Raw genomic sequence first — 16,695 nt, forward strand, 5'->3', positions numbered from 1 at the left:
TTCTCGATTTCACCGTGCGACTTCGCTGCAAAGTTGCGCCACATCCCGGGTCGCATTCGGTTTGGCCAGGGTGCGCGCCTGCTCGGCCATGGCCAGCAGCTGGCTGCGCGAGTAATTGCGCAGGAGGGCAATGCTCTGCGGGGTCAGCTCTTCCTGCGGCAGCAGGAAAGCCCCTCCCACATTGACCAGGAAACGGGCATTGCCTGTCTGATGATCATCGACCGCGTGCGGGAACGGCACCAGAATGCTGGCCACACCGGCCGCCGCCAGTTCTGCCACGGTCAGCGCACCGGCCCGGCAGATCACCAAGTCAGCCCAGTCGTAAGCGCCGGCCATATCTTCGATGAAAGGCACGCAGTGGGCGCTCACCCCCACCTCGGCATAAGCGGTTTCAAGCGCGGCAATATGTTTTTCGCCCGCCTGGTGCACGATCTGCGGCAACTGTTCTGCCGTCAGCTCGGCCATGCCCAACGGCACGCGTTCATTCAATGCCTGCGCGCCGAGGCTGCCGCCGATCACCAGCAGCCGCAAGGCACCGCTGCGTTCCCCCAGCCGCTCGGCGGGTGCGGGCAAGGCGGCAATTTCCGGACGCACCGGATTACCCAGCCACTCCCCTTTCGGCAGCACATCGGGGAAGCCGGTGGCCACCCGCGTGGCAAGCTTTGCCAGAACACGGTTAGCCAAACCCGCCACCGAATTCTGTTCATGCAAAACTAGAGGAATCCCCTGCAGCCGGGCCATGACGCCGCCCGGGAAGGTGATGTAACCGCCCATGCCGAGCACCACGTCAGGCTTCACCTGCTGCAACGCCTGCCGTGCCTGCCAGAGACCGCGCAGCAGGTTAAACGGCAGCATCAGTTTGCGCAGCAGCCCCTTGCCGCGCAGAGCAGCAAAGCGCACCCACACCATCTCCAGCCCATGCTGCGGCACCAGCCGCGCTTCCATTCCATCCGGATTACCCAGCCATACCACGCGCCAGCCGGCCGCGCGCATTTCCTGCGCCACAGCCAGGGCCGGAAAAATATGCCCGCCGGTACCGCCGGCCATGATCAATATCGTTTTACTCATGATCTCCCTCCGCGCATCAAGGCAGGATTTTGCCTACGGCCGCGCTGCGCGCTTAACACCGGCTGCGCCGGGTTAGCCTGCGGCGAAATCGCCAGTTGATGCGAATGAATTCCGTGTCGCATCACGACCTCCCTCCGCGCATCAACTGGCGATTTTCCCAATCCACGCGTAGCAGGATGGCGAGGGCGATGCAATTGACGACGATGCCGGAGCCGCCAAAACTCATCAGCGGCAGGGTCAGGCCTTTGGTCGGCAGCAGGCCGACGTTCACACCCATGTTGATGAAGGACTGCACCCCCAGCCAGATGCCGATGCCCATGCTCACCAGCGCCGGATACAGCCGCTCCAGGCGCACGGCCTGACGGCCGATGGCAAATGCCCGTTGCACCAACAGAGCAAACAGGCAGATCACCGTCAGCACCCCGACAAACCCGAGCTCTTCGGCAATCACGGCAAGCAGGAAATCGGTGTGCGCTTCCGGCAGGTAAAACAGTTTTTCCACGCTGCCGCCCAGCCCCACCCCGAACAACTCGCCACGACCGAAGGCGATCAGCGAGTGTGACAGTTGATAGCCGCGGCCAAAGGCATCGGCCCAGGGGTCCATGAAACCGAACACGCGGTCGCGCCGGTAAGGCGAGACAATGATCATGATGGCAAACGCCACCAGTAGCCCGACGATCAGGACGGCAAACATGCGTGCCTTCAGGCCACCGAGGAAAAGTATTCCCATGGCAATCGACACGATCACCACCAGCGCCCCGAAATCCGGTTCCTTAAGCAACAGGAAACCGACCAGCACCATCGCGCCGAACAGGGGCAGGAACGCCTGTTTCAGATCATGCATGACATTGATCTTGCGATAGGTGAAGTCGGCGGCGTACAACACCACGAACAACTTCATCAGTTCCGACGGCTGCAGGTTGGCAAAGCCCAGCGACAGCCAGCGCCGCGCGCCATTGACATCGCGCCCGATACCGGGAATCAGCACGATCACCAGCAGCAGGCCGCCGATCAGGAACAGCATGGGCGCGTATTTCTGCCAGGTTTCCATCCGCACCTGGAACGCCAGACCCCCGGCGATCACACCGATGGCAATGAAGACCGCCTGGCGGATCAGGTAGTAGGCCGGTTGATGATTAGTGAAGCGGCCGGCTTCTGCAATCGCGATTGACGCCGAATACACCATGACCAATCCCCCCAGGAGCAGGAGCAGGGCGGACCAGGTCAGGGCCGGATCGATTTCCGCCAGCGGCCGGCGGGGCGCGTCGAGTGCAGAGATCAGCATGCTGGCAGCTCCCTGACCGCCGCAATGAAGGCCTCGGCACGGTGGGCGTAGTTGCGGTACATGTCGAGGCTGGCACAGGCCGGCGACAGCACGACGGCATCACCGGACTGCGCTTGTTCACTTAACCAGCGCACGGCTTCCGTCATGTCGGCGCAATGTTTCTGCGGCAACGGGCAGTCCGCCAAGACAGCGGCAATCTTGTCCGCATCACGCCCGATCAAAGCCACCGCCCGCCCGTGGCGCGCCAGCGCCGCCGCCAGCGGCGAGAAATCCTGTCCCTTGCCATCCCCACCCAGCACAATGGCGACTTTGCGCCCCAATCCTTCGATCGCCGCCAGCGTGGCGCCGACGTTGGTGCCCTTGGAGTCGTCAATGTAGGCGACGCCGGCCCGTTCCAGCACCAGTTCGACCCGATGCGCCAGGGCACGGAAATTTGTCAGCCCGGGCAACAGACGCGCCACCTCGGCGCCAGCCGCTTCACTCAGGGCCAGTGCCGCCATGGCGTTAGCCGCATTGTGCAAGCCCTTGAGCGGCAATTGCGTCAGTTCCAGCAAGGCCTGCTCGCCACGCCAGATCCACCCGGCATCAACGCCATAATCCGTGCTGCGCGGCGGACGATCGAGACCGAAGGTCACCATCCTGCGACCGCAACGGCCATTCGCCATCGACCAGTCGTCATCGCGGTTGAGCACCATGACGCCATTACCCTGGAAGATGCGCGCCTTGGCCTCCGCGTACTTGGCCAGACTGCCTTCATAGCGATCGAGGTGGTCTTCCGACACATTGAGCACGGTTGCCGCAGTGGCATGCAATCGCTGCGTCGTTTCCAGCTGATAGCTGGACAACTCGAGCACCCACACGGCCGGATAAACGCCCGCATCCTCCGCCGCCATCAAGGCATCCAGCGCCGATGGCGAGATGTTGCCGCAGGCCACCGCCGGCACCCCGGCCTCATTCAGCAAATGGGCGGTCAGGGCGGTAGTGGTGGTCTTGCCATTGCTACCGGTAATTGCCAGCAACTTGCTGTGCGGCGCCAGTGCGCGCACCCCGGCAACGAACAGTTCGATTTCCGACACCAGCTTTTCGCCCACCGCAGCAATCTGCGGTGTCGCCTTGGGCATGCCTGGCGACAGCGCCACGATTTCCGCCCAGGCAAAGGCGTCGGCCGACAAGGGCCCCGCCAGCAGCTGCGCTTCGGGTGCGTGCTGGCGCAACTGCTCCTGGTTTGGCGGCACTTCCCGCGTATCGGCAACGCGCACGATGGCCCCTTGGCGATGCAGCCACTTGGCCATCGCCAGCCCGGACTCACCGAGTCCGACCACCAGTACGCGTTTGCCCAGAAGAGTCATGTTCAGCGCAGTTTCAGGGTACTCAAACCAATCAGCACCAGCATGATGGTGATGATCCAGAAGCGCACGACGACCTGGGTTTCCTTCCAGCCGCCCTGCTCGAAATGGTGATGCAACGGCGCCATGCGCAAGATGCGCCGGCCGGTGCCATATTTTTTCTTGGTGTACTTGAACCACGACACCTGCAACATGACCGACAGCGTTTCCACCACGAACACCCCGCCCATGATGAGGAGCACGATTTCCTGGCGCACGATCACCGCCACCGTCCCCAGCGCCGCACCCAGCGCCAGCGCCCCGACATCCCCCATGAACACTTCCGCCGGGTAGGCGTTGAACCAGAGAAAACCAAGACCGGCCCCGGCCATGGCGCCGAGCAGGATGCACAGCTCGCCGGCCCCCGGCACATAGGGGATGTGCAGATATTTGGCATACACGGCGTTACCGGTGGCGTAGGCAAACACCGCAAAGGCAGCGGCGATCATCACCGTCGGCATGATCGCCAGCCCGTCCAGACCATCGGTGAGGTTGACCGCATTACTCGTGCCGACGATGACGAAATAGGTCAGCACAATGAAGCCGGCAATCCCCAGCGGATACGCCACACTCTTGAAGAAAGGCACGATCAGCTCGGTCTGCGCCGGCGAACTCGCCGAGTAGGCAATGAACAGCGCTGCGCCGGCGCCCAGCACCGATTGCCAGAAAAACTTCCAGCGACTGGCCAGTCCGTTCGGATCGCGGTACACCACCTTCTTCCAGTCGTCGTACCAGCCGACAATGCCGAAGCCCAGCGTCACCACCAGCACTGTCCATACATATTTGTTGCTCAAATCGCCCCACAGCAGGGTGGTGATGCCGATTGCGATGAGAATCAGCACCCCGCCCATGGTCGGCGTGCCGGATTTGATCAGGTGCGTCTGCGGTCCGTCGGTACGCACTGCCTGACCAATTTTCTTCGCTGCCAGCCAACGGATCACCCGCGGGCCAGCGGCAAAGGAAATCAGCAGCGCGGTCATTGCCGCCAGCACGGTGCGCAGCGTGATGTAATTGAATACATTGAAAAAGCGCACATCCTGCGCCAGCCATTGGGTCAGCATCAGCAGCATGACTGTTCCTCCGCGACCAGCGCGTCCGCCACCCGTTCCATGCGCATGAAACGAGAGCCTTTGACCAGCACGGTCGTATCTGCCGCCAGTTCTTTCTGAACAGCAGCAATCAATTTATCGATATTGCAGAAATGCCGGCCGCCCTCGCCAAAATTGCGCACGGCCTGCGCACTTGCCTCACCCAGCGCATAGAGGCGATCCACGCCCTGGCTCTTGGCGTAGCCGCCGATTTCGTCATGGCACTGATGGCTGCCTTCGCCGATCTCGCCCATGTCGCCCAGCACCAAAATCTTTTTACCGATGGTGCTGGCCAGCACATCGATACCGGCGCGCACCGAATCCGGGTTGGCGTTGTAGGTATCGTCGAGGATCTGCGCTCCCTGCTGGCCCTGGCGCCGCTGCAAGCGGCCCTTGACGCCACGGAAGGATTGCAGACCGGCGACGACCTGCGGCAGTGCGATACCGGCGGCCAGACAAGCCGCCGTCGCCGCCAGTGCGTTGACCGCGTTATGCCGCCCCGGCACCGGCAACACAAGCTGCGCCTCACCGGCCGGCGTCTGCAGCACCAGCAGGAAATCCAGCCCCTGCTGCGTCAGCGTGCCACGCACCTCCGCCGGCTGGTTCACGGCAAACCGCAGCGACCGCTGCCCGGCGGCATCGACCTGCGCCTGCCAGACGGCCGATTGCGCATCGTCAGCATTGAATACAGCCACACCCGCGGTCGTCAGGCCAGTGAAAATCGATCCTTTTTCGCGGGCGATTTCGGCCAGATCGCCCATGCCTTGCAAATGGGCGCGCTGCGCGTTGTTCACCAGCGCCACCGTCGGCCGGGCCAGCTGCGTCAGGTAGGCAATTTCACCCGGCTGATTCATGCCCATTTCGACGACTGCCGCGCGATGGCCCGCATGCAAGCCAAGCAGGGTCAGCGGTAGCCCGACATCGTTGTTGAAATTACCACGCGTCGCCAGCACAGCGCCGGGATAGGCCGCTTCCAGAATGCTGGCGATCATTTCCTTGGTGGTGGTCTTGCCGTTGGAGCCTGTCACTGCAATCAGGGGCAGCGTGAACTGCGCCCGCCACGCTGCGGCCAGCTGCCCGAGGGCCTGCCGGGTATCTGCCACCAGCACGGCAGGTGCGCCAGCCGGCAGACGCTGCTCATCACTCACCAGCAGGCCGGCAGCGCCCGCCTGTACTGCCGCGGCAAGAAAATCGTGCGCATCGAAACGCTCCCCTGCCAGCGCGACGAATAACTGTCCCTGTGCGATGGCACGAGTGTCAGTGGTCAGTCCGTTGACCACCTGCTCTGCCGCCTGCGCGCCCCCCAGAATACGGCCCTGGGTCACCGCAGCAATCCGTGCCAGCGTCCAGTTCATCATGTGGAGCTCTCCTTCGCCTGGGTACGGGCGGCCAGTGCCTGTTCCGCCTGGGCACGGTCGGAAAACGGCAACCGCTCGCCAGCGATTTCCTGATAGGTCTCATGGCCCTTGCCTGCCAGCAAAATGACATCCTCCACCGCCGCCTCATTGACCGCACGGACAATGGCAGCAGCCCGGTCGACTTCGCTGGCAACCCTGGCACCGGCCAGCGGCATGCCGCGCACGATGGCATCGATGATGCTGTGCGCAGGCTCACCGCGTGGGTTGTCGCTGGTGACCAGCACACGATCTGCGCCAGCCGCGGCGATTGCGCCCATTTGCGGCCGCTTGCCGGGATCGCGATTACCGCCGCAGCCAAAGACCACCGCCAGTTTTCCGCCGCGTGCGCGGGTCAGCGGACGCAGGGCGCGCAGGGCATTTTCCAGGGCATCCGGGGTATGCGCGTAGTCGACGACAACCAGCGGCTGCCCTTCCCCGCCGACATGCTCCATACGGCCGGCGGGTGGTGTCAGTGCCGACAGGCGTTGCGCGATGTCTTTGGCCTCCAGCCCGGCATCGAGCAATACCGCAGCGCAGGCAAGCAGGTTGGCGACGTTGTAATCCCCGGCCAGAGTCGTGTCCACGGTGGCTCGGCCATTCGGCAGCAGTAGATCGAAGCGCTGCCCGTAGGGCGTCGGTGCCAGGTTTTCAGCACGCACCAGTGCCGGATGGTCGCGCCGTGGCGGCGCCATGGAATAGCCAATGATGCGCATGGCACTGGTGCTGCGCAGCAGGCGAATCCCGAATTCATCGTCGAGGTTGATGATGGCAGTGCGCAGGCGCGGCCAGTGAAACAGCTTCTCCTTGGCAGCGGCGTAGGCGGCCATGTCGCCGTGGTAATCGAGGTGGTCTCGCGTCAGGTTGGTGAACACCGCGACATCCACCCGGGCACCGTTCAAGCGGCCTTCTTCGATGCCGATCGAACTGGCCTCCAACGCGCAGGCACCGGCCTGCGCATCACGAAAATCGGCCAGATAGCGCATCAGCACCGTTGCCTCGGGCGTGGTAAACCCGGTTTCCACCAGCGCCCCCGGAAAACCAGCGCCCAGCGTGCCGATCACGGCGCAGGGGCGCGGATGCACACGCGCCACACACTGGCTGATGGTGGTCTTGCCGTTGGTGCCGGTAATGGCGATCAGCGACAAGGCTTCACTCGGATGCTGGTACACCGCATGCGCCAAAGGCCCGGCCAGAGCACGCAAATCGTCAACTGCTATCTGCGGCACCTGCCAGGCGGGATTCCAGGCAAATTCACCGCCGGCCTGCCACAACACCGCCTGTGCGCCACGGGCGATGGCATCGCCAATGAAACGCCGGCCATCTACCTGGTCACCCGGGTAGGCGAGGAACAGATCGCCGGCACGTACCTGCCGGCTGTCGTCGGCCACGCCGCTGGGCGCCACCCCCAGTCCGGCCAGTTGATCCAGAATCTGCCGCGGCGTCATCACAGGCGCTCCCTGCCACTGGCGCTGTTCTCAACCACCTGCATGACCGGCTCATCCGGCGGCACGCCGAGCGTGCGCAAGGCGCCGCCCATGACGCCAGAAAACACCGGCCCGGCGATCAAGCCGCCAAAATACTTGCCCGCACTGGGCTCATCGATCATCACCGCCACCACCAGACGCGGGTCGGAGATGGGCGCAATACCAACAAACGAGGCAATGTATTTTTTGGCATACACCCCACCCTCGAGTTTGTGGGCGGTGCCCGTCTTGCCGCCTACGCGGTAGCCGGGAACGGCTGCTCGCGGCGCAGTCCCCCCCGGTTTGACCACCAATTCGAGCATGGCGCGCATCTCCCGCGCCGTTTGTGCCGAATACACCGGCGTGCCGCGTACCAGCGGCTCATCCACCCGCAACAGCGACGCCGGCACCATGTCGCCATCGCGGGCAAATACGGTGTACGCCCGCGCCAGCTGAATCAGACTGACCGAGATGCCGTGTCCGTAAGACATGGTAGCCTGCTCGATCGGGCGCCAGTTTTTCCACGGCCGCAGACGGCCACTGACTTCGCCCGGAAAGCCCAGACGCGGCGACTTGCCGAAACCCAGGCTGTCGAACATTTCCCACATTGCTTCGGCCGGCAGGCTCAAGGCGATCTTGGTCGTGCCCACATTGGACGATTTCTGGATCACGCCGGCGACCGTCAGCAAGCCATGCGCATGCGCATCGCTGATGACCGCCTTGCCCACCGTGATCCGCCCGGGAGCGCAATCGATCACCGTGTCGTAGCGATAACTGCCGCGCTCCAGACCCAGCGCCACCGAAAATGGCTTCAGGGTTGACCCCGGCTCGAACGTATCAGTCACAGCCCGGTTACGCAGCTGTTCCCCCGACAAGCGGGCCCGGTTGTTCGGGTTGTAGGTCGGCCAGTTGGCCAGGGCCAGCACCTCACCCGTGCGCACGTCCATCACCACGACGCCGCCCCCTTTGGCCTTGCTCTCACTGACGGCGTTTTTCAGGTGGCTATAGGCGATGTACTGAATTTTCGAGTCGATTGCCAGGGCGATATCCTTGCCATCCCGCGGCGGCCGGGTAGCACCGACGTCCTCGATGATGTTGCCACGCCGATCGCGGATCACTGTCCGCGCCCCCGGGCGCCCCAGTAGCGCATCCTGGAAGGCCAGCTCGACACCTTCCTGCCCCTTGTCGTCAACATTGGTGAAACCGACCAGATGTGCCGTCATCTCGCCCGCCGGGTAATAGCGGCGGTATTCCTCTTCCTGGTATATCCCCGGCAGTTTCAGGGCTGCAACCTGCTCTGCCGTTTGCGGCGGCACCTGGCGCTTGACGAAAACAAAGGTTTTCTCAACCGCCAGCCGCGCTTCGAGTTCGCGCACGGTCATGTCGAGCAAACCGGCCAGCAGACGCTTCTGCTCGCCACTCATCTGCCGCGCATCACCGGGAATCGCCCAGACCGCCCGCATCGGCGTCGACACCGCCAGAACGTCGCCATGACGATCGGTCACCTTGCCGCGCGAAGCCGAAATTTCGATATCGCGCAAATAGCGCGAATCGCCCTTTTCCTGCAGAAAATCGTTATTGATCACTTGCAGGTAGAAAGCCCGCAGGATCAGCGCCATGAAGGCCGCCATCAGCAAAAGCCCCACCACACGCGAACGCCAGCCCTGCAGAGCAAGCTGCAGCAACGGGCTTTCGGTGTAGCGATGGCCGCGCTGCGACCGGCGACGCACAACCATCAGCGCACCCCCTTCGCCGCCACTGGCGCCGGCATCACCATGCGTAGACGCTCACGGGCAATCTTCTCCAGGCGCGGATGCGTGGCCCAGGTCGACATCTCGATCTGCAGTTGCCCGTATTCGATATCCAGCTGCCGCGCCTTGTCCTGCTCAGCTTCCAGCGCCTGGAACAGCTTGCGCGCATGATGCTGCGAGGTGACCACCGCCATCGCGCACAGCACAACCGCCAGCAGGAGGAGCAGATTCAGGCGAAACATCAGCACGCCTCCGCACATTTTTCAGCCACCCGCAGGACGGCGCTACGCGCCCGCGGATTAGCCGCCACTTCCGCCGCCCCCGGACGCATCGCCTTGCCAACCAGGCGCAGACGCGCCACCGGCAGTTGCTCGGCACGCAGCGGCAGATGTTTGGGGAAAGTATCGGGACTGGCTTCGGCGCGCATGAAACGCTTGACGATGCGATCTTCCAGGGAATGGAAACTGATCACCGCCAGCCGCCCACCCGCCTTCAGCAGGGACACGGCTTGCGGCAAGGCTATTTCCAGCTGGCGGAGCTCTTGATTGATATGAATCCGTAGAGCTTGAAAGCTGCGCGTCGCCGCATCCTGCCCTGGTTCACGGGTGTGCACGCACGCGCGTACAAGGTCCGCGAACTGGCCGGTAGTGAGAATTGGTTGTTCGCCCCTAACAGCCACAACCTTCTTTGCAATCTGGAAAGCAAACCGTTCTTCGCCATAGTTCCTTATCACCTCCGTAATTTCCCGCAATTCCGCCCGCGCCAGCCACTCCGCAGCCGTTTCGCCGGTTGTTGTATCCATCCGCATATCGAGCGGCGCATCGAATCGAAAACTGAAGCCGCGCTCACCATCATCGATCTGCGGCGACGACACGCCGATATCGAACAAAATGCCATCCACCGCCGTCACGCCGCACTCGGACAACCCCTCAGCCAGCTCGGCAAACGCTCGGTGCACCAGGACAAAGCGCGGATCTCCCAGAGCCTGCCCGGCAGCGATCGCCTGCGGATCACGATCAAATGCGTACAAACGGCCGGCAGCCCCCAGCTGCGCCAGAATCCGCCGGCTATGCCCCCCGCGGCCAAAAGTGGCATCGACGTACACACCGTCCGCCTTGATTGCCAGGGCATCGACCGCTTCCGCGAGCAACACCGTGACATGAGCACCACCGTGGCTCACAGCACAAGATCCGCCAGGCCCGCAGGCAATTCGCCACTCAGGGCCTCTGCCGCCAGTTCGTTCTGAGCCTGCCAGCCCGCTTCGCTCCAGATTTCGAAATGACTCCCCATGCCCACCAGGTAAACCGTCTTTTCCAGCTGCGCATAAGCCCGCAACTCGGGCGCCAGCAACAAGCGGCCAGCACTATCCGGGCCTTCCGTACGCGCATTACCGACCATGACCCGCTTGATTGCCGCCGCCCGGGGATCAAGGCTGGAGGCTTTGAGGATCTGATCGCGGATGGGCTGCCAGGCCGGCGCAGGGTAAAGCAACAGGCACTTGTGGGGATGCGCGGTCAGCACCAGCTCACCATTACCGGCGGCAATCAGGGCGTCACGGTGCCTTGCCGGAATGGCAAGCCGTCCCTTCGCATCCAGATTGAGCGCCGCAGCCCCCTCGAACATCCCCGTTTACCCACTTTTCAACACATTTTCCCACTTTAGAGGAACATTTATGGAGCGTCAATAGAAAAAGTGGATTTTTTTCTTAAGTAACAATGACTTAGAGCGTGTTTTTAGGACAAATTTGCGGGCAAATTTTCCTTAATAATCAAGGGTAGAAAACAAGGGAGTTAAAGTGAACTATCAGGAGTTCCCGGCGACCCGGCAGGCATGCCATGCCGTTATCAGCAGCCGGCCAAGCTGCGATGCAAAAGGCATTTCTGCACCACCAATAGAAAAGCCCCCGCTTGCGGCGGGGGCTTTCAGAAGTGAGCGACCGCTTACTTCTGCTGATTCAGCTTTTGTTCCAGCGTTGCCAGCGGCACTGCACCGGGTATCCGTTCGCCGTCAGCGAAAATGATGGTGGGGGTGCCGGTGATATTGAGGCGGCGACCAAACTCCTGGTTCTTGCTGACAGCCGTGGTATCGCAATTGTCGCGCCCACCCGGCTGCTTGCCATCGATGATCCAGTCCAGCCAGGCTCTGTTGCGATCAGCCGCACACCAGATCTGGCGCGACTTCTTCAGTGAGTCTTCCGACAGGATGGGATAAAGGAAGGTGTAAATGGTGACGTTTTCCAGCTTCTGCAAATCCTTGGCCAGGCGCTTGCAATAACCACAATTGGGGTCTTCGAAGGTGGCGATGACACGCTTGCCATTGCCGCGCACCTGCTTGATGGCCTGCTCCAGCGGCAAATCGGAGAATTTGATCGCGTTCAGCTTGCGCATGCGCTCGTCGGTGATGTTGCGGTTGGTTTTCAGGTCAATCAGGTTGAGCGCCTGCGGCGCACGGATCATGTCACCACCGATGAGCATGGCCGTGACTTTTTCATCGGTGTAGAAGATGTTGCCGTCAGCATAGACCTCATACAACCCGAAATAACCTGCCTTGGTCACAGAATCGACCTTGATGCCGAGACGGCTTTCCACAGCCTTCTGAATCTCGGCTTCCTGCGCCGAACAACCCAGCATGAAAAACGACAACAGGGCCGCGGACACGATTTGACGCAACATGTATTTCTCCTAAATCGCCCCGAGGGCGTAACGCACCAACAAATTCTTGGCCACCGGCAAGCGCTCGGTCAGACCCATACCCCAATTGCGCAGCGGCTTCAGCCAGGGGGAAGAAGATGCAAACAAACGACGCAACCCGTCGGTGGTAGTCTGCATCAGCACGATTTCCTCCCGCCGTGCCCGCTGGTAGGACTCCAGGAAGCCCAGCTCGCCAATATCCTGCCAGGCCGGCGCCTGCAGCAAGCGCGCGGCGAGTTCGCGCGCATCCTGAAAGCCCAGATTGATACCGTGCCCCGACAGCGGGTGAATACCATGTCCGGCATCGCCGACCAGGGCCAGGCGGGGTGCCACCATCTGCGGTACACGCATCAGCCGCAGCGGAAACGCGGCCGCCGGGGTCACCGTCTGCAACTCGCCCAAGCCATATCCCCCGGCAGCGGCCACCCGCGCCGCCAGTTCAGCGGGCGGCAACGCCACCAACTCGTCGGCCAGCGCATCGGGCACCGACCAGACCATGGACATATGCTGCCCAGCCAGCGGCAACCAGGCCAGGACGCCATCCGCTCGGAACCATTGCCAGGCGGTATTGTGATGCGGGCGGGAACAGGAAAAATTCGCCACCACGCCCTTCTCGCCATAGTGACGGTTCTGCGCCAGCAACCCCGCCGTTTCGCGCACCCAGGAATCACGCCCGTCCGCACCGACCAGCAAGCGAGCTTGCAGGGCAGTACCATCTTCCAGCCGCAGCTCGGCCACATTGCCGTCGATCCGCTGCGCCACAGGTCGCTGCCCCAGGAAGAGCTGCACATTACCCTGTCGCTTGAGGCTTTCCCATAATTCACAGGCCATCAGGGACGACTCAAGGATGCAGCCGAGATCCGGTACGGCAGTATCAAAAGCAGAAAAATTCAGCTCGCCGCCACCGTCGCCAAAAACCTGCATGGCGCGGATCGGGGTAATTCGCGCTGCATCCAGGTGTTTCCAGACACCGATGTCACGTAGAAAATCGACATTGGCCGGACTGACCGCATAAATGCGCGCATCCCAACCGTCGCTACGCCGGGGTGGCTGATATTCGACCAGCGCAATGCGCAGACGGCTGTCGCGCAGTGCGACCGCTAGGCTGGCGCCGGCCAGTCCACCGCCGACGATGATCAGATCAAAGCAAGACATGGGGGAGCAAGCCTGCGCGCGCCGACCGTATCAACCGGCCACCTCGCCACCGCCTTTGCCGCCCCCCGGGCGCGGACGTCGATTATTCTTGCTGCGTGGCCGATGCTTCTTCTGCTGCGCCCCCGCGCCGCCGGCATTGGCCCCTCCCTGCGGTTGCCCACCGCCACCACCAGGCTTGTTGCTGCGGGGCGCATGGTGACGAGCATGACCACCACTGCCACCGCTGGCTTCATGACCGGCGACACGATTCCCTGGTGCCAGCTGGATTTCCAGCTCAATGATCTCGTCCCACTGCGCATCACTGCGATCACGCTCAGGGACCGACAACAATTCGCGCAACCGGCGCCGCAAAGGCAGGGGCTGGAATTCATCCAACACGTCCGGCGCCGTCTCGGCTACCGCATCCTGCGCTTTTTCCTGCTCTACCGCAGGCGTCGCAACGGTTTCAACCTGCACCAGAGCTTCCGGCGCAGCATTTTCCTGACCGAAATCTTCTTCGGCGGTCATATCGGGGTTCAACTCGTGATTCAAATTCGTCACTGCCAATTAAAAAGCGGAGCCCACCTTGCGGCGAACCCCGCATTCGATCATGCACGGGTTATTTCTTCTTGGCGCTCTTCTTCGGCGCCACAGCCTCTTTAAAGGCAGAACCCGCAGTAAATTTCGGCACGACAGTCGCCGGAATCTTGAGGGTTGCACCCGTCTTCGGATTCTTGCCGGTGCGTGCTGCCCGCGGCGAAGACTTGAAGGTACCGAAGCCGACGAGGGTGACGGAATCGCCCTTGGCCACAGCACCGACTACTGCGTTAACAATGGCCGACAGTGCCTTGTCTGCGGCCGCCTTGGTGATACCAGCTTCTTGTGCAGCAACTTCGACCAGCTCGGATTTATTCATCTACGCCTCCTAGTTACCCATTCAAGTTAAGAAAACTGGCCGTCCACAAACCGCAGTGAGTGCGAAAGTAGCACAGCTTGTCGTACGTGTGTTGCGGGAAACCGGGTTTTGCGCGCCATTCGTTGAGATTTTTTGTAAGGACGCCGATACTTCTCCCGCTGGACAAAAGCACGAATAGTTCCAGGCTATTTAATTGATGCAACCAATCAATTGGACCAATCAAACAGCTGCACCCTATGATTCGTCCGTCGTTCATATCAACCCAAAGGAGAAAACATGTCCCTCATCAATACCCAGGTACAACCGTTTAAGGCTCAGGCTTTCCACAATGGCAAGTTCATCGAGGTCACCGAACAGAGTCTGAAGGGCAAGTGGTCGGTCCTGATTTTCATGCCCGCCGCCTTCACCTTCAACTGCCCGACCGAAATCGAAGACGCCGCCAATAACTACGCCGAGTTCCAGAAGGCTGGCGCCGAAGTCTATATCGTCACCACCGACACCCATTTCTCGCACAAGGTCTGGCACGAAACCTCGCCGGCCGTCGGCAAGGCGCAATTCCCGCTGGTCGGCGACCCGACGCATCAGCTGACCAACGCTTTCGGCGTGCATATCGCGGAAGAAGGCCTGGCGCTGCGCGGCACCTTCATCATCAACCCGGAAGGCACGATCAAGACGCTGGAAATCCATTCCAACGAAATCGCCCGTGACGTTTCCGAAACCCTGCGCAAGCTGAAGGCGGCCCAGTACACCGCCTCCCACCCGGGTGAAGTCTGCCCGGCCAAGTGGAAAGAAGGCGCCAAGACCCTGGCTCCGTCGCTTGACCTGGTAGGCAAGATCTAAGCACTAAGCCACCAACAGAGACCCCGTCGCTGCGGCGACGGGGATTTCACCGCCACGTTGCCCCTTCTGGCAGCGTGGCCGTCAAATCCAGAGTCCGCCAAATAACTAATACCAGGGAGAATGTCATGCTCGACGCCGCCATCAAGACCCAGCTCACCGCCTATCTCGAACGTCTGCAGCGCCCCATTGAACTGGTGGCCGCGCTCGATGGCGGCGAGGCATCGCAGGAAATGCGCCAGCTGCTGGCTGACATCGTTTCCTGTTCGGACAAGGTCAGCCTGCGCGAGGAGACCAATGCCCGCGTCCCATCCTTCGGCATCGCACAACCGGGTGAAACCGCCCGCGTCCGTTTCGCCGGCCTACCCATGGGACACGAATTCACCTCCCTGGTTCTGGCCCTGCTGCAGGTTGGCGGCCATCCGCCCAAGGTGGAACAAGCCGTCATCGAGCAGATCAAGGCCCTGCCTGGTGGCCTGAATTTTGAAACCTTCATCTCGCTGTCTTGCCATAACTGCCCCGATGTTGTGCAGGCGCTCAACCTGATGGCTGCGCTCAACCCCGGCATCAGCAGCACCATGGTCGATGGCGCCCTGTTCCAGGAAGAAGTCGAGCGCCGCCAGATCATGGCCGTACCCGTGGTGTACCTGAACGGTGAAGAATTCGGTTCCGGCCGCACCACGCTGGAAGAAATCCTGGCCAAGGTCGACACCGGTGCCGCCGAGCGTGCCGCAGCCGCGATCAGCGACAAGGATGCCTTCGACGTACTGGTGGTCGGTGGCGGCCCGGCGGGTGCTGCCGCAGCCGTTTATGCCGCCCGCAAGGGCATTCGTACCGGCATCGTCGCCGAACGCTTCGGTGGCCAGGTCATGGATACCCTGGCAATCGAGAATTTCATCTCGGTGAAAGCCACCGAAGGTCCGAAACTGGCCCGCGCGCTCGAAGAACACGTCAAGGAATACGGCGTCGACATCATCAACCTGCAACGTGCCAGCCGCCTCATTCCCGGCGCCGAAGCGGGCGGCCTGATCGAATTGCAACTGGAAAGTGGTGGCGTGCTGCAGGCGAAATCGGTGATTCTCGCCACCGGCGCACGCTGGCGCGAAATGAACGTTCCCGGCGAGAAGGAATACAAGGCCAAGGGTGTCTGTTTCTGCCCGCACTGCGACGGCCCGCTGTTCAAGGGCAAGCGCGTGGCGGTGATCGGTGGCGGCAACTCCGGCATCGAAGCGGCGATTGACCTCGCCGGCATCGTCGCCCACGTCACGGTGCTCGAATTCGCCGATACGCTGCGCGCCGACGCGGTGTTGCAGGAAAAACTGGCCAGCCTGCCCAACGTCACCGTGATCAAGTCGGCACAGACGACCGAAGTCTTGGGTGACGGGCAGAAAGTGACCGGCCTGACCTATAAAGACCGCAACACCGAGGCAACCCACACCGTCGAACTGGAAGGCATTTTCGTGCAGATCGGCCTGCTGCCGGCCACTGAATGGCTCAAGGGCACGGTGGATCTGAACCGCTTCGGCGAAATCGAAATCGATGCCAAAGGCCAGACCAGCGTCCCCGGCGTTTTTGCCGCCGGCGACTGCACCACGGTGCCGTACAAGCAGATCATCATCGCCATGGGCGCCGGCGCCACCGCATCGCTGTCGGCCTTCGACCACCTGATCCGCAGCTGACC

The 16,695-nt window shown here is 62.1% G+C and carries 16 protein-coding genes; 2 read left to right on the top strand and 14 right to left on the bottom strand.

Going from position 1 to position 16,695, the window contains the following annotated elements; genetic code table 11:
• Positions 1-9: 9 nt before the first annotated feature.
• The 14 genes from murG to JYJ39_RS07800 form a co-directional block, all read right to left on the bottom strand.
• Entirely contained in the window at positions 10-1,068 is a 1,059-nt protein-coding gene (gene murG, locus JYJ39_RS07735) for an undecaprenyldiphospho-muramoylpentapeptide beta-N-acetylglucosaminyltransferase (RefSeq protein ID WP_205203392.1), read from the bottom strand.
• Between the two features lie 121 nt (positions 1,069-1,189).
• Entirely contained in the window at positions 1,190-2,353 is a 1,164-nt protein-coding gene (gene ftsW, locus JYJ39_RS07740; RefSeq protein WP_205203394.1) for a putative lipid II flippase FtsW, read from the bottom strand.
• Positions 2,347-3,702 (bottom strand): UDP-N-acetylmuramoyl-L-alanine--D-glutamate ligase, encoded by a 1,356-nt coding sequence (gene murD, locus JYJ39_RS07745; RefSeq protein ID WP_205203396.1) that lies wholly within the window; start codon positions 3,700-3,702, stop codon positions 2,347-2,349. The genes ftsW and murD overlap by 7 nt, the downstream gene beginning before the upstream one ends.
• A gap of 2 nt (positions 3,703-3,704) precedes the next feature.
• Positions 3,705-4,808 carry a phospho-N-acetylmuramoyl-pentapeptide-transferase gene (mraY, locus tag JYJ39_RS07750; protein WP_205203399.1) on the bottom strand — a complete coding sequence of 368 codons (1,104 nt, stop codon included), beginning with the start codon at positions 4,806-4,808 and terminating at the stop codon, positions 3,705-3,707.
• Complete coding sequence (locus JYJ39_RS07755; RefSeq protein WP_205203590.1) at positions 4,799-6,181, bottom strand: UDP-N-acetylmuramoyl-tripeptide--D-alanyl-D-alanine ligase; 1,383 nt, start codon at positions 6,179-6,181, stop codon at positions 4,799-4,801. The genes mraY and JYJ39_RS07755 overlap by 10 nt, the downstream gene beginning before the upstream one ends.
• Positions 6,181-7,668, bottom strand: coding sequence for a UDP-N-acetylmuramoyl-L-alanyl-D-glutamate--2,6-diaminopimelate ligase (locus JYJ39_RS07760; RefSeq protein WP_205203402.1), 1,488 nt, complete (start codon positions 7,666-7,668; stop codon positions 6,181-6,183). The genes JYJ39_RS07755 and JYJ39_RS07760 overlap by 1 nt, the downstream gene beginning before the upstream one ends.
• Positions 7,668-9,422 (bottom strand): peptidoglycan D,D-transpeptidase FtsI family protein, encoded by a 1,755-nt coding sequence (locus tag JYJ39_RS07765; RefSeq protein ID WP_205203406.1) that lies wholly within the window; start codon positions 9,420-9,422, stop codon positions 7,668-7,670. Before JYJ39_RS07765 ends, JYJ39_RS07760 begins: the two co-directional genes overlap by 1 nt.
• Complete coding sequence (gene ftsL / locus JYJ39_RS07770) at positions 9,422-9,679, bottom strand: cell division protein FtsL (RefSeq protein ID WP_205203408.1); 258 nt, start codon at positions 9,677-9,679, stop codon at positions 9,422-9,424. The genes JYJ39_RS07765 and ftsL overlap by 1 nt, the downstream gene beginning before the upstream one ends.
• Positions 9,679-10,617 carry a 16S rRNA (cytosine(1402)-N(4))-methyltransferase RsmH gene (gene rsmH, locus JYJ39_RS07775; RefSeq protein ID WP_205203411.1) on the bottom strand — a complete coding sequence of 313 codons (939 nt, stop codon included), beginning with the start codon at positions 10,615-10,617 and terminating at the stop codon, positions 9,679-9,681. Before rsmH ends, ftsL begins: the two co-directional genes overlap by 1 nt.
• Positions 10,614-11,060: a division/cell wall cluster transcriptional repressor MraZ gene (gene mraZ, locus JYJ39_RS07780; RefSeq protein ID WP_205203412.1), complete on the bottom strand. Its 447-nt coding sequence runs from the start codon at positions 11,058-11,060 to the stop codon at positions 10,614-10,616. The genes rsmH and mraZ overlap by 4 nt, the downstream gene beginning before the upstream one ends.
• A 317-nt stretch (positions 11,061-11,377) precedes the next feature.
• Positions 11,378-12,109: a DsbC family protein gene (locus tag JYJ39_RS07785; protein WP_205203413.1), complete on the bottom strand. Its 732-nt coding sequence runs from the start codon at positions 12,107-12,109 to the stop codon at positions 11,378-11,380.
• Between the two features lie 9 nt (positions 12,110-12,118).
• Positions 12,119-13,282, bottom strand: coding sequence for a UbiH/UbiF family hydroxylase (locus tag JYJ39_RS07790; RefSeq protein ID WP_205203414.1), 1,164 nt, complete (start codon positions 13,280-13,282; stop codon positions 12,119-12,121).
• A 30-nt stretch (positions 13,283-13,312) separates the two neighbouring features.
• Positions 13,313-13,789, bottom strand: a complete 477-nt coding sequence (locus tag JYJ39_RS07795) for a hypothetical protein (protein WP_205203415.1) — start codon at positions 13,787-13,789, stop codon at positions 13,313-13,315.
• A 91-nt stretch (positions 13,790-13,880) separates the two neighbouring features.
• The gene (locus tag JYJ39_RS07800) at positions 13,881-14,177 is read right to left on the bottom strand and encodes an HU family DNA-binding protein (protein ID WP_205203416.1); all 297 of its coding nucleotides are present in this window, start codon (positions 14,175-14,177) and stop codon (positions 13,881-13,883) included.
• A gap of 276 nt (positions 14,178-14,453) precedes the next feature.
• On the opposite strand from JYJ39_RS07800, the gene ahpC reads away from it, so the two are divergent.
• Entirely contained in the window at positions 14,454-15,017 is a 564-nt protein-coding gene (ahpC, locus tag JYJ39_RS07805; RefSeq protein WP_205203418.1) for an alkyl hydroperoxide reductase subunit C, read from the top strand.
• Positions 15,018-15,142: 125 nt separating this feature from the next.
• Positions 15,143-16,693 carry an alkyl hydroperoxide reductase subunit F gene (gene ahpF, locus JYJ39_RS07810; RefSeq protein ID WP_205203420.1) on the top strand — a complete coding sequence of 517 codons (1,551 nt, stop codon included), beginning with the start codon at positions 15,143-15,145 and terminating at the stop codon, positions 16,691-16,693.
• Positions 16,694-16,695 lie beyond the last annotated feature (2 nt).

The organism is Azonexus hydrophilus, from assembly GCF_905120355.1.
Classification (GTDB): Bacteria; Pseudomonadota; Gammaproteobacteria; order Burkholderiales; family Rhodocyclaceae; genus Azonexus.

Excerpts from the sequence above, each read along its gene's own strand:
- mraZ (WP_205203412.1), bottom strand. The coding sequence starts at position 11,060 with ATGTTCGAGGGGGCTGCGGCGCTCAATCTGGATGCGAAGGGACGGCTT.
- mraY (WP_205203399.1), bottom strand. The coding sequence starts at position 4,808 with ATGCTGCTGATGCTGACCCAATGGCTGGCGCAGGATGTGCGCTTTTTC.
- murD (WP_205203396.1), bottom strand. The coding sequence starts at position 3,702 with ATGACTCTTCTGGGCAAACGCGTACTGGTGGTCGGACTCGGTGAGTCC.
- JYJ39_RS07760 (WP_205203402.1), bottom strand. The coding sequence starts at position 7,668 with ATGACGCCGCGGCAGATTCTGGATCAACTGGCCGGACTGGGGGTGGCG.
- JYJ39_RS07785 (WP_205203413.1), bottom strand. The coding sequence starts at position 12,109 with ATGTTGCGTCAAATCGTGTCCGCGGCCCTGTTGTCGTTTTTCATGCTG.
- JYJ39_RS07800 (WP_205203416.1), bottom strand. The coding sequence starts at position 14,177 with ATGAATAAATCCGAGCTGGTCGAAGTTGCTGCACAAGAAGCTGGTATC.
- ftsW (WP_205203394.1), bottom strand. The coding sequence starts at position 2,353 with ATGCTGATCTCTGCACTCGACGCGCCCCGCCGGCCGCTGGCGGAAATC.
- ftsL (WP_205203408.1), bottom strand. The coding sequence starts at position 9,679 with ATGTTTCGCCTGAATCTGCTCCTCCTGCTGGCGGTTGTGCTGTGCGCG.
- JYJ39_RS07795 (WP_205203415.1), bottom strand. The coding sequence starts at position 13,789 with ATGACCGCCGAAGAAGATTTCGGTCAGGAAAATGCTGCGCCGGAAGCT.
- JYJ39_RS07790 (WP_205203414.1), bottom strand. The coding sequence starts at position 13,282 with ATGTCTTGCTTTGATCTGATCATCGTCGGCGGTGGACTGGCCGGCGCC.
- JYJ39_RS07755 (WP_205203590.1), bottom strand. The coding sequence starts at position 6,181 with ATGAACTGGACGCTGGCACGGATTGCTGCGGTGACCCAGGGCCGTATT.
- ahpF (WP_205203420.1), top strand. The coding sequence starts at position 15,143 with ATGCTCGACGCCGCCATCAAGACCCAGCTCACCGCCTATCTCGAACGT.
- ahpC (WP_205203418.1), top strand. The coding sequence starts at position 14,454 with ATGTCCCTCATCAATACCCAGGTACAACCGTTTAAGGCTCAGGCTTTC.
- JYJ39_RS07765 (WP_205203406.1), bottom strand. The coding sequence starts at position 9,422 with ATGGTTGTGCGTCGCCGGTCGCAGCGCGGCCATCGCTACACCGAAAGC.
- murG (WP_205203392.1), bottom strand. The coding sequence starts at position 1,068 with ATGAGTAAAACGATATTGATCATGGCCGGCGGTACCGGCGGGCATATT.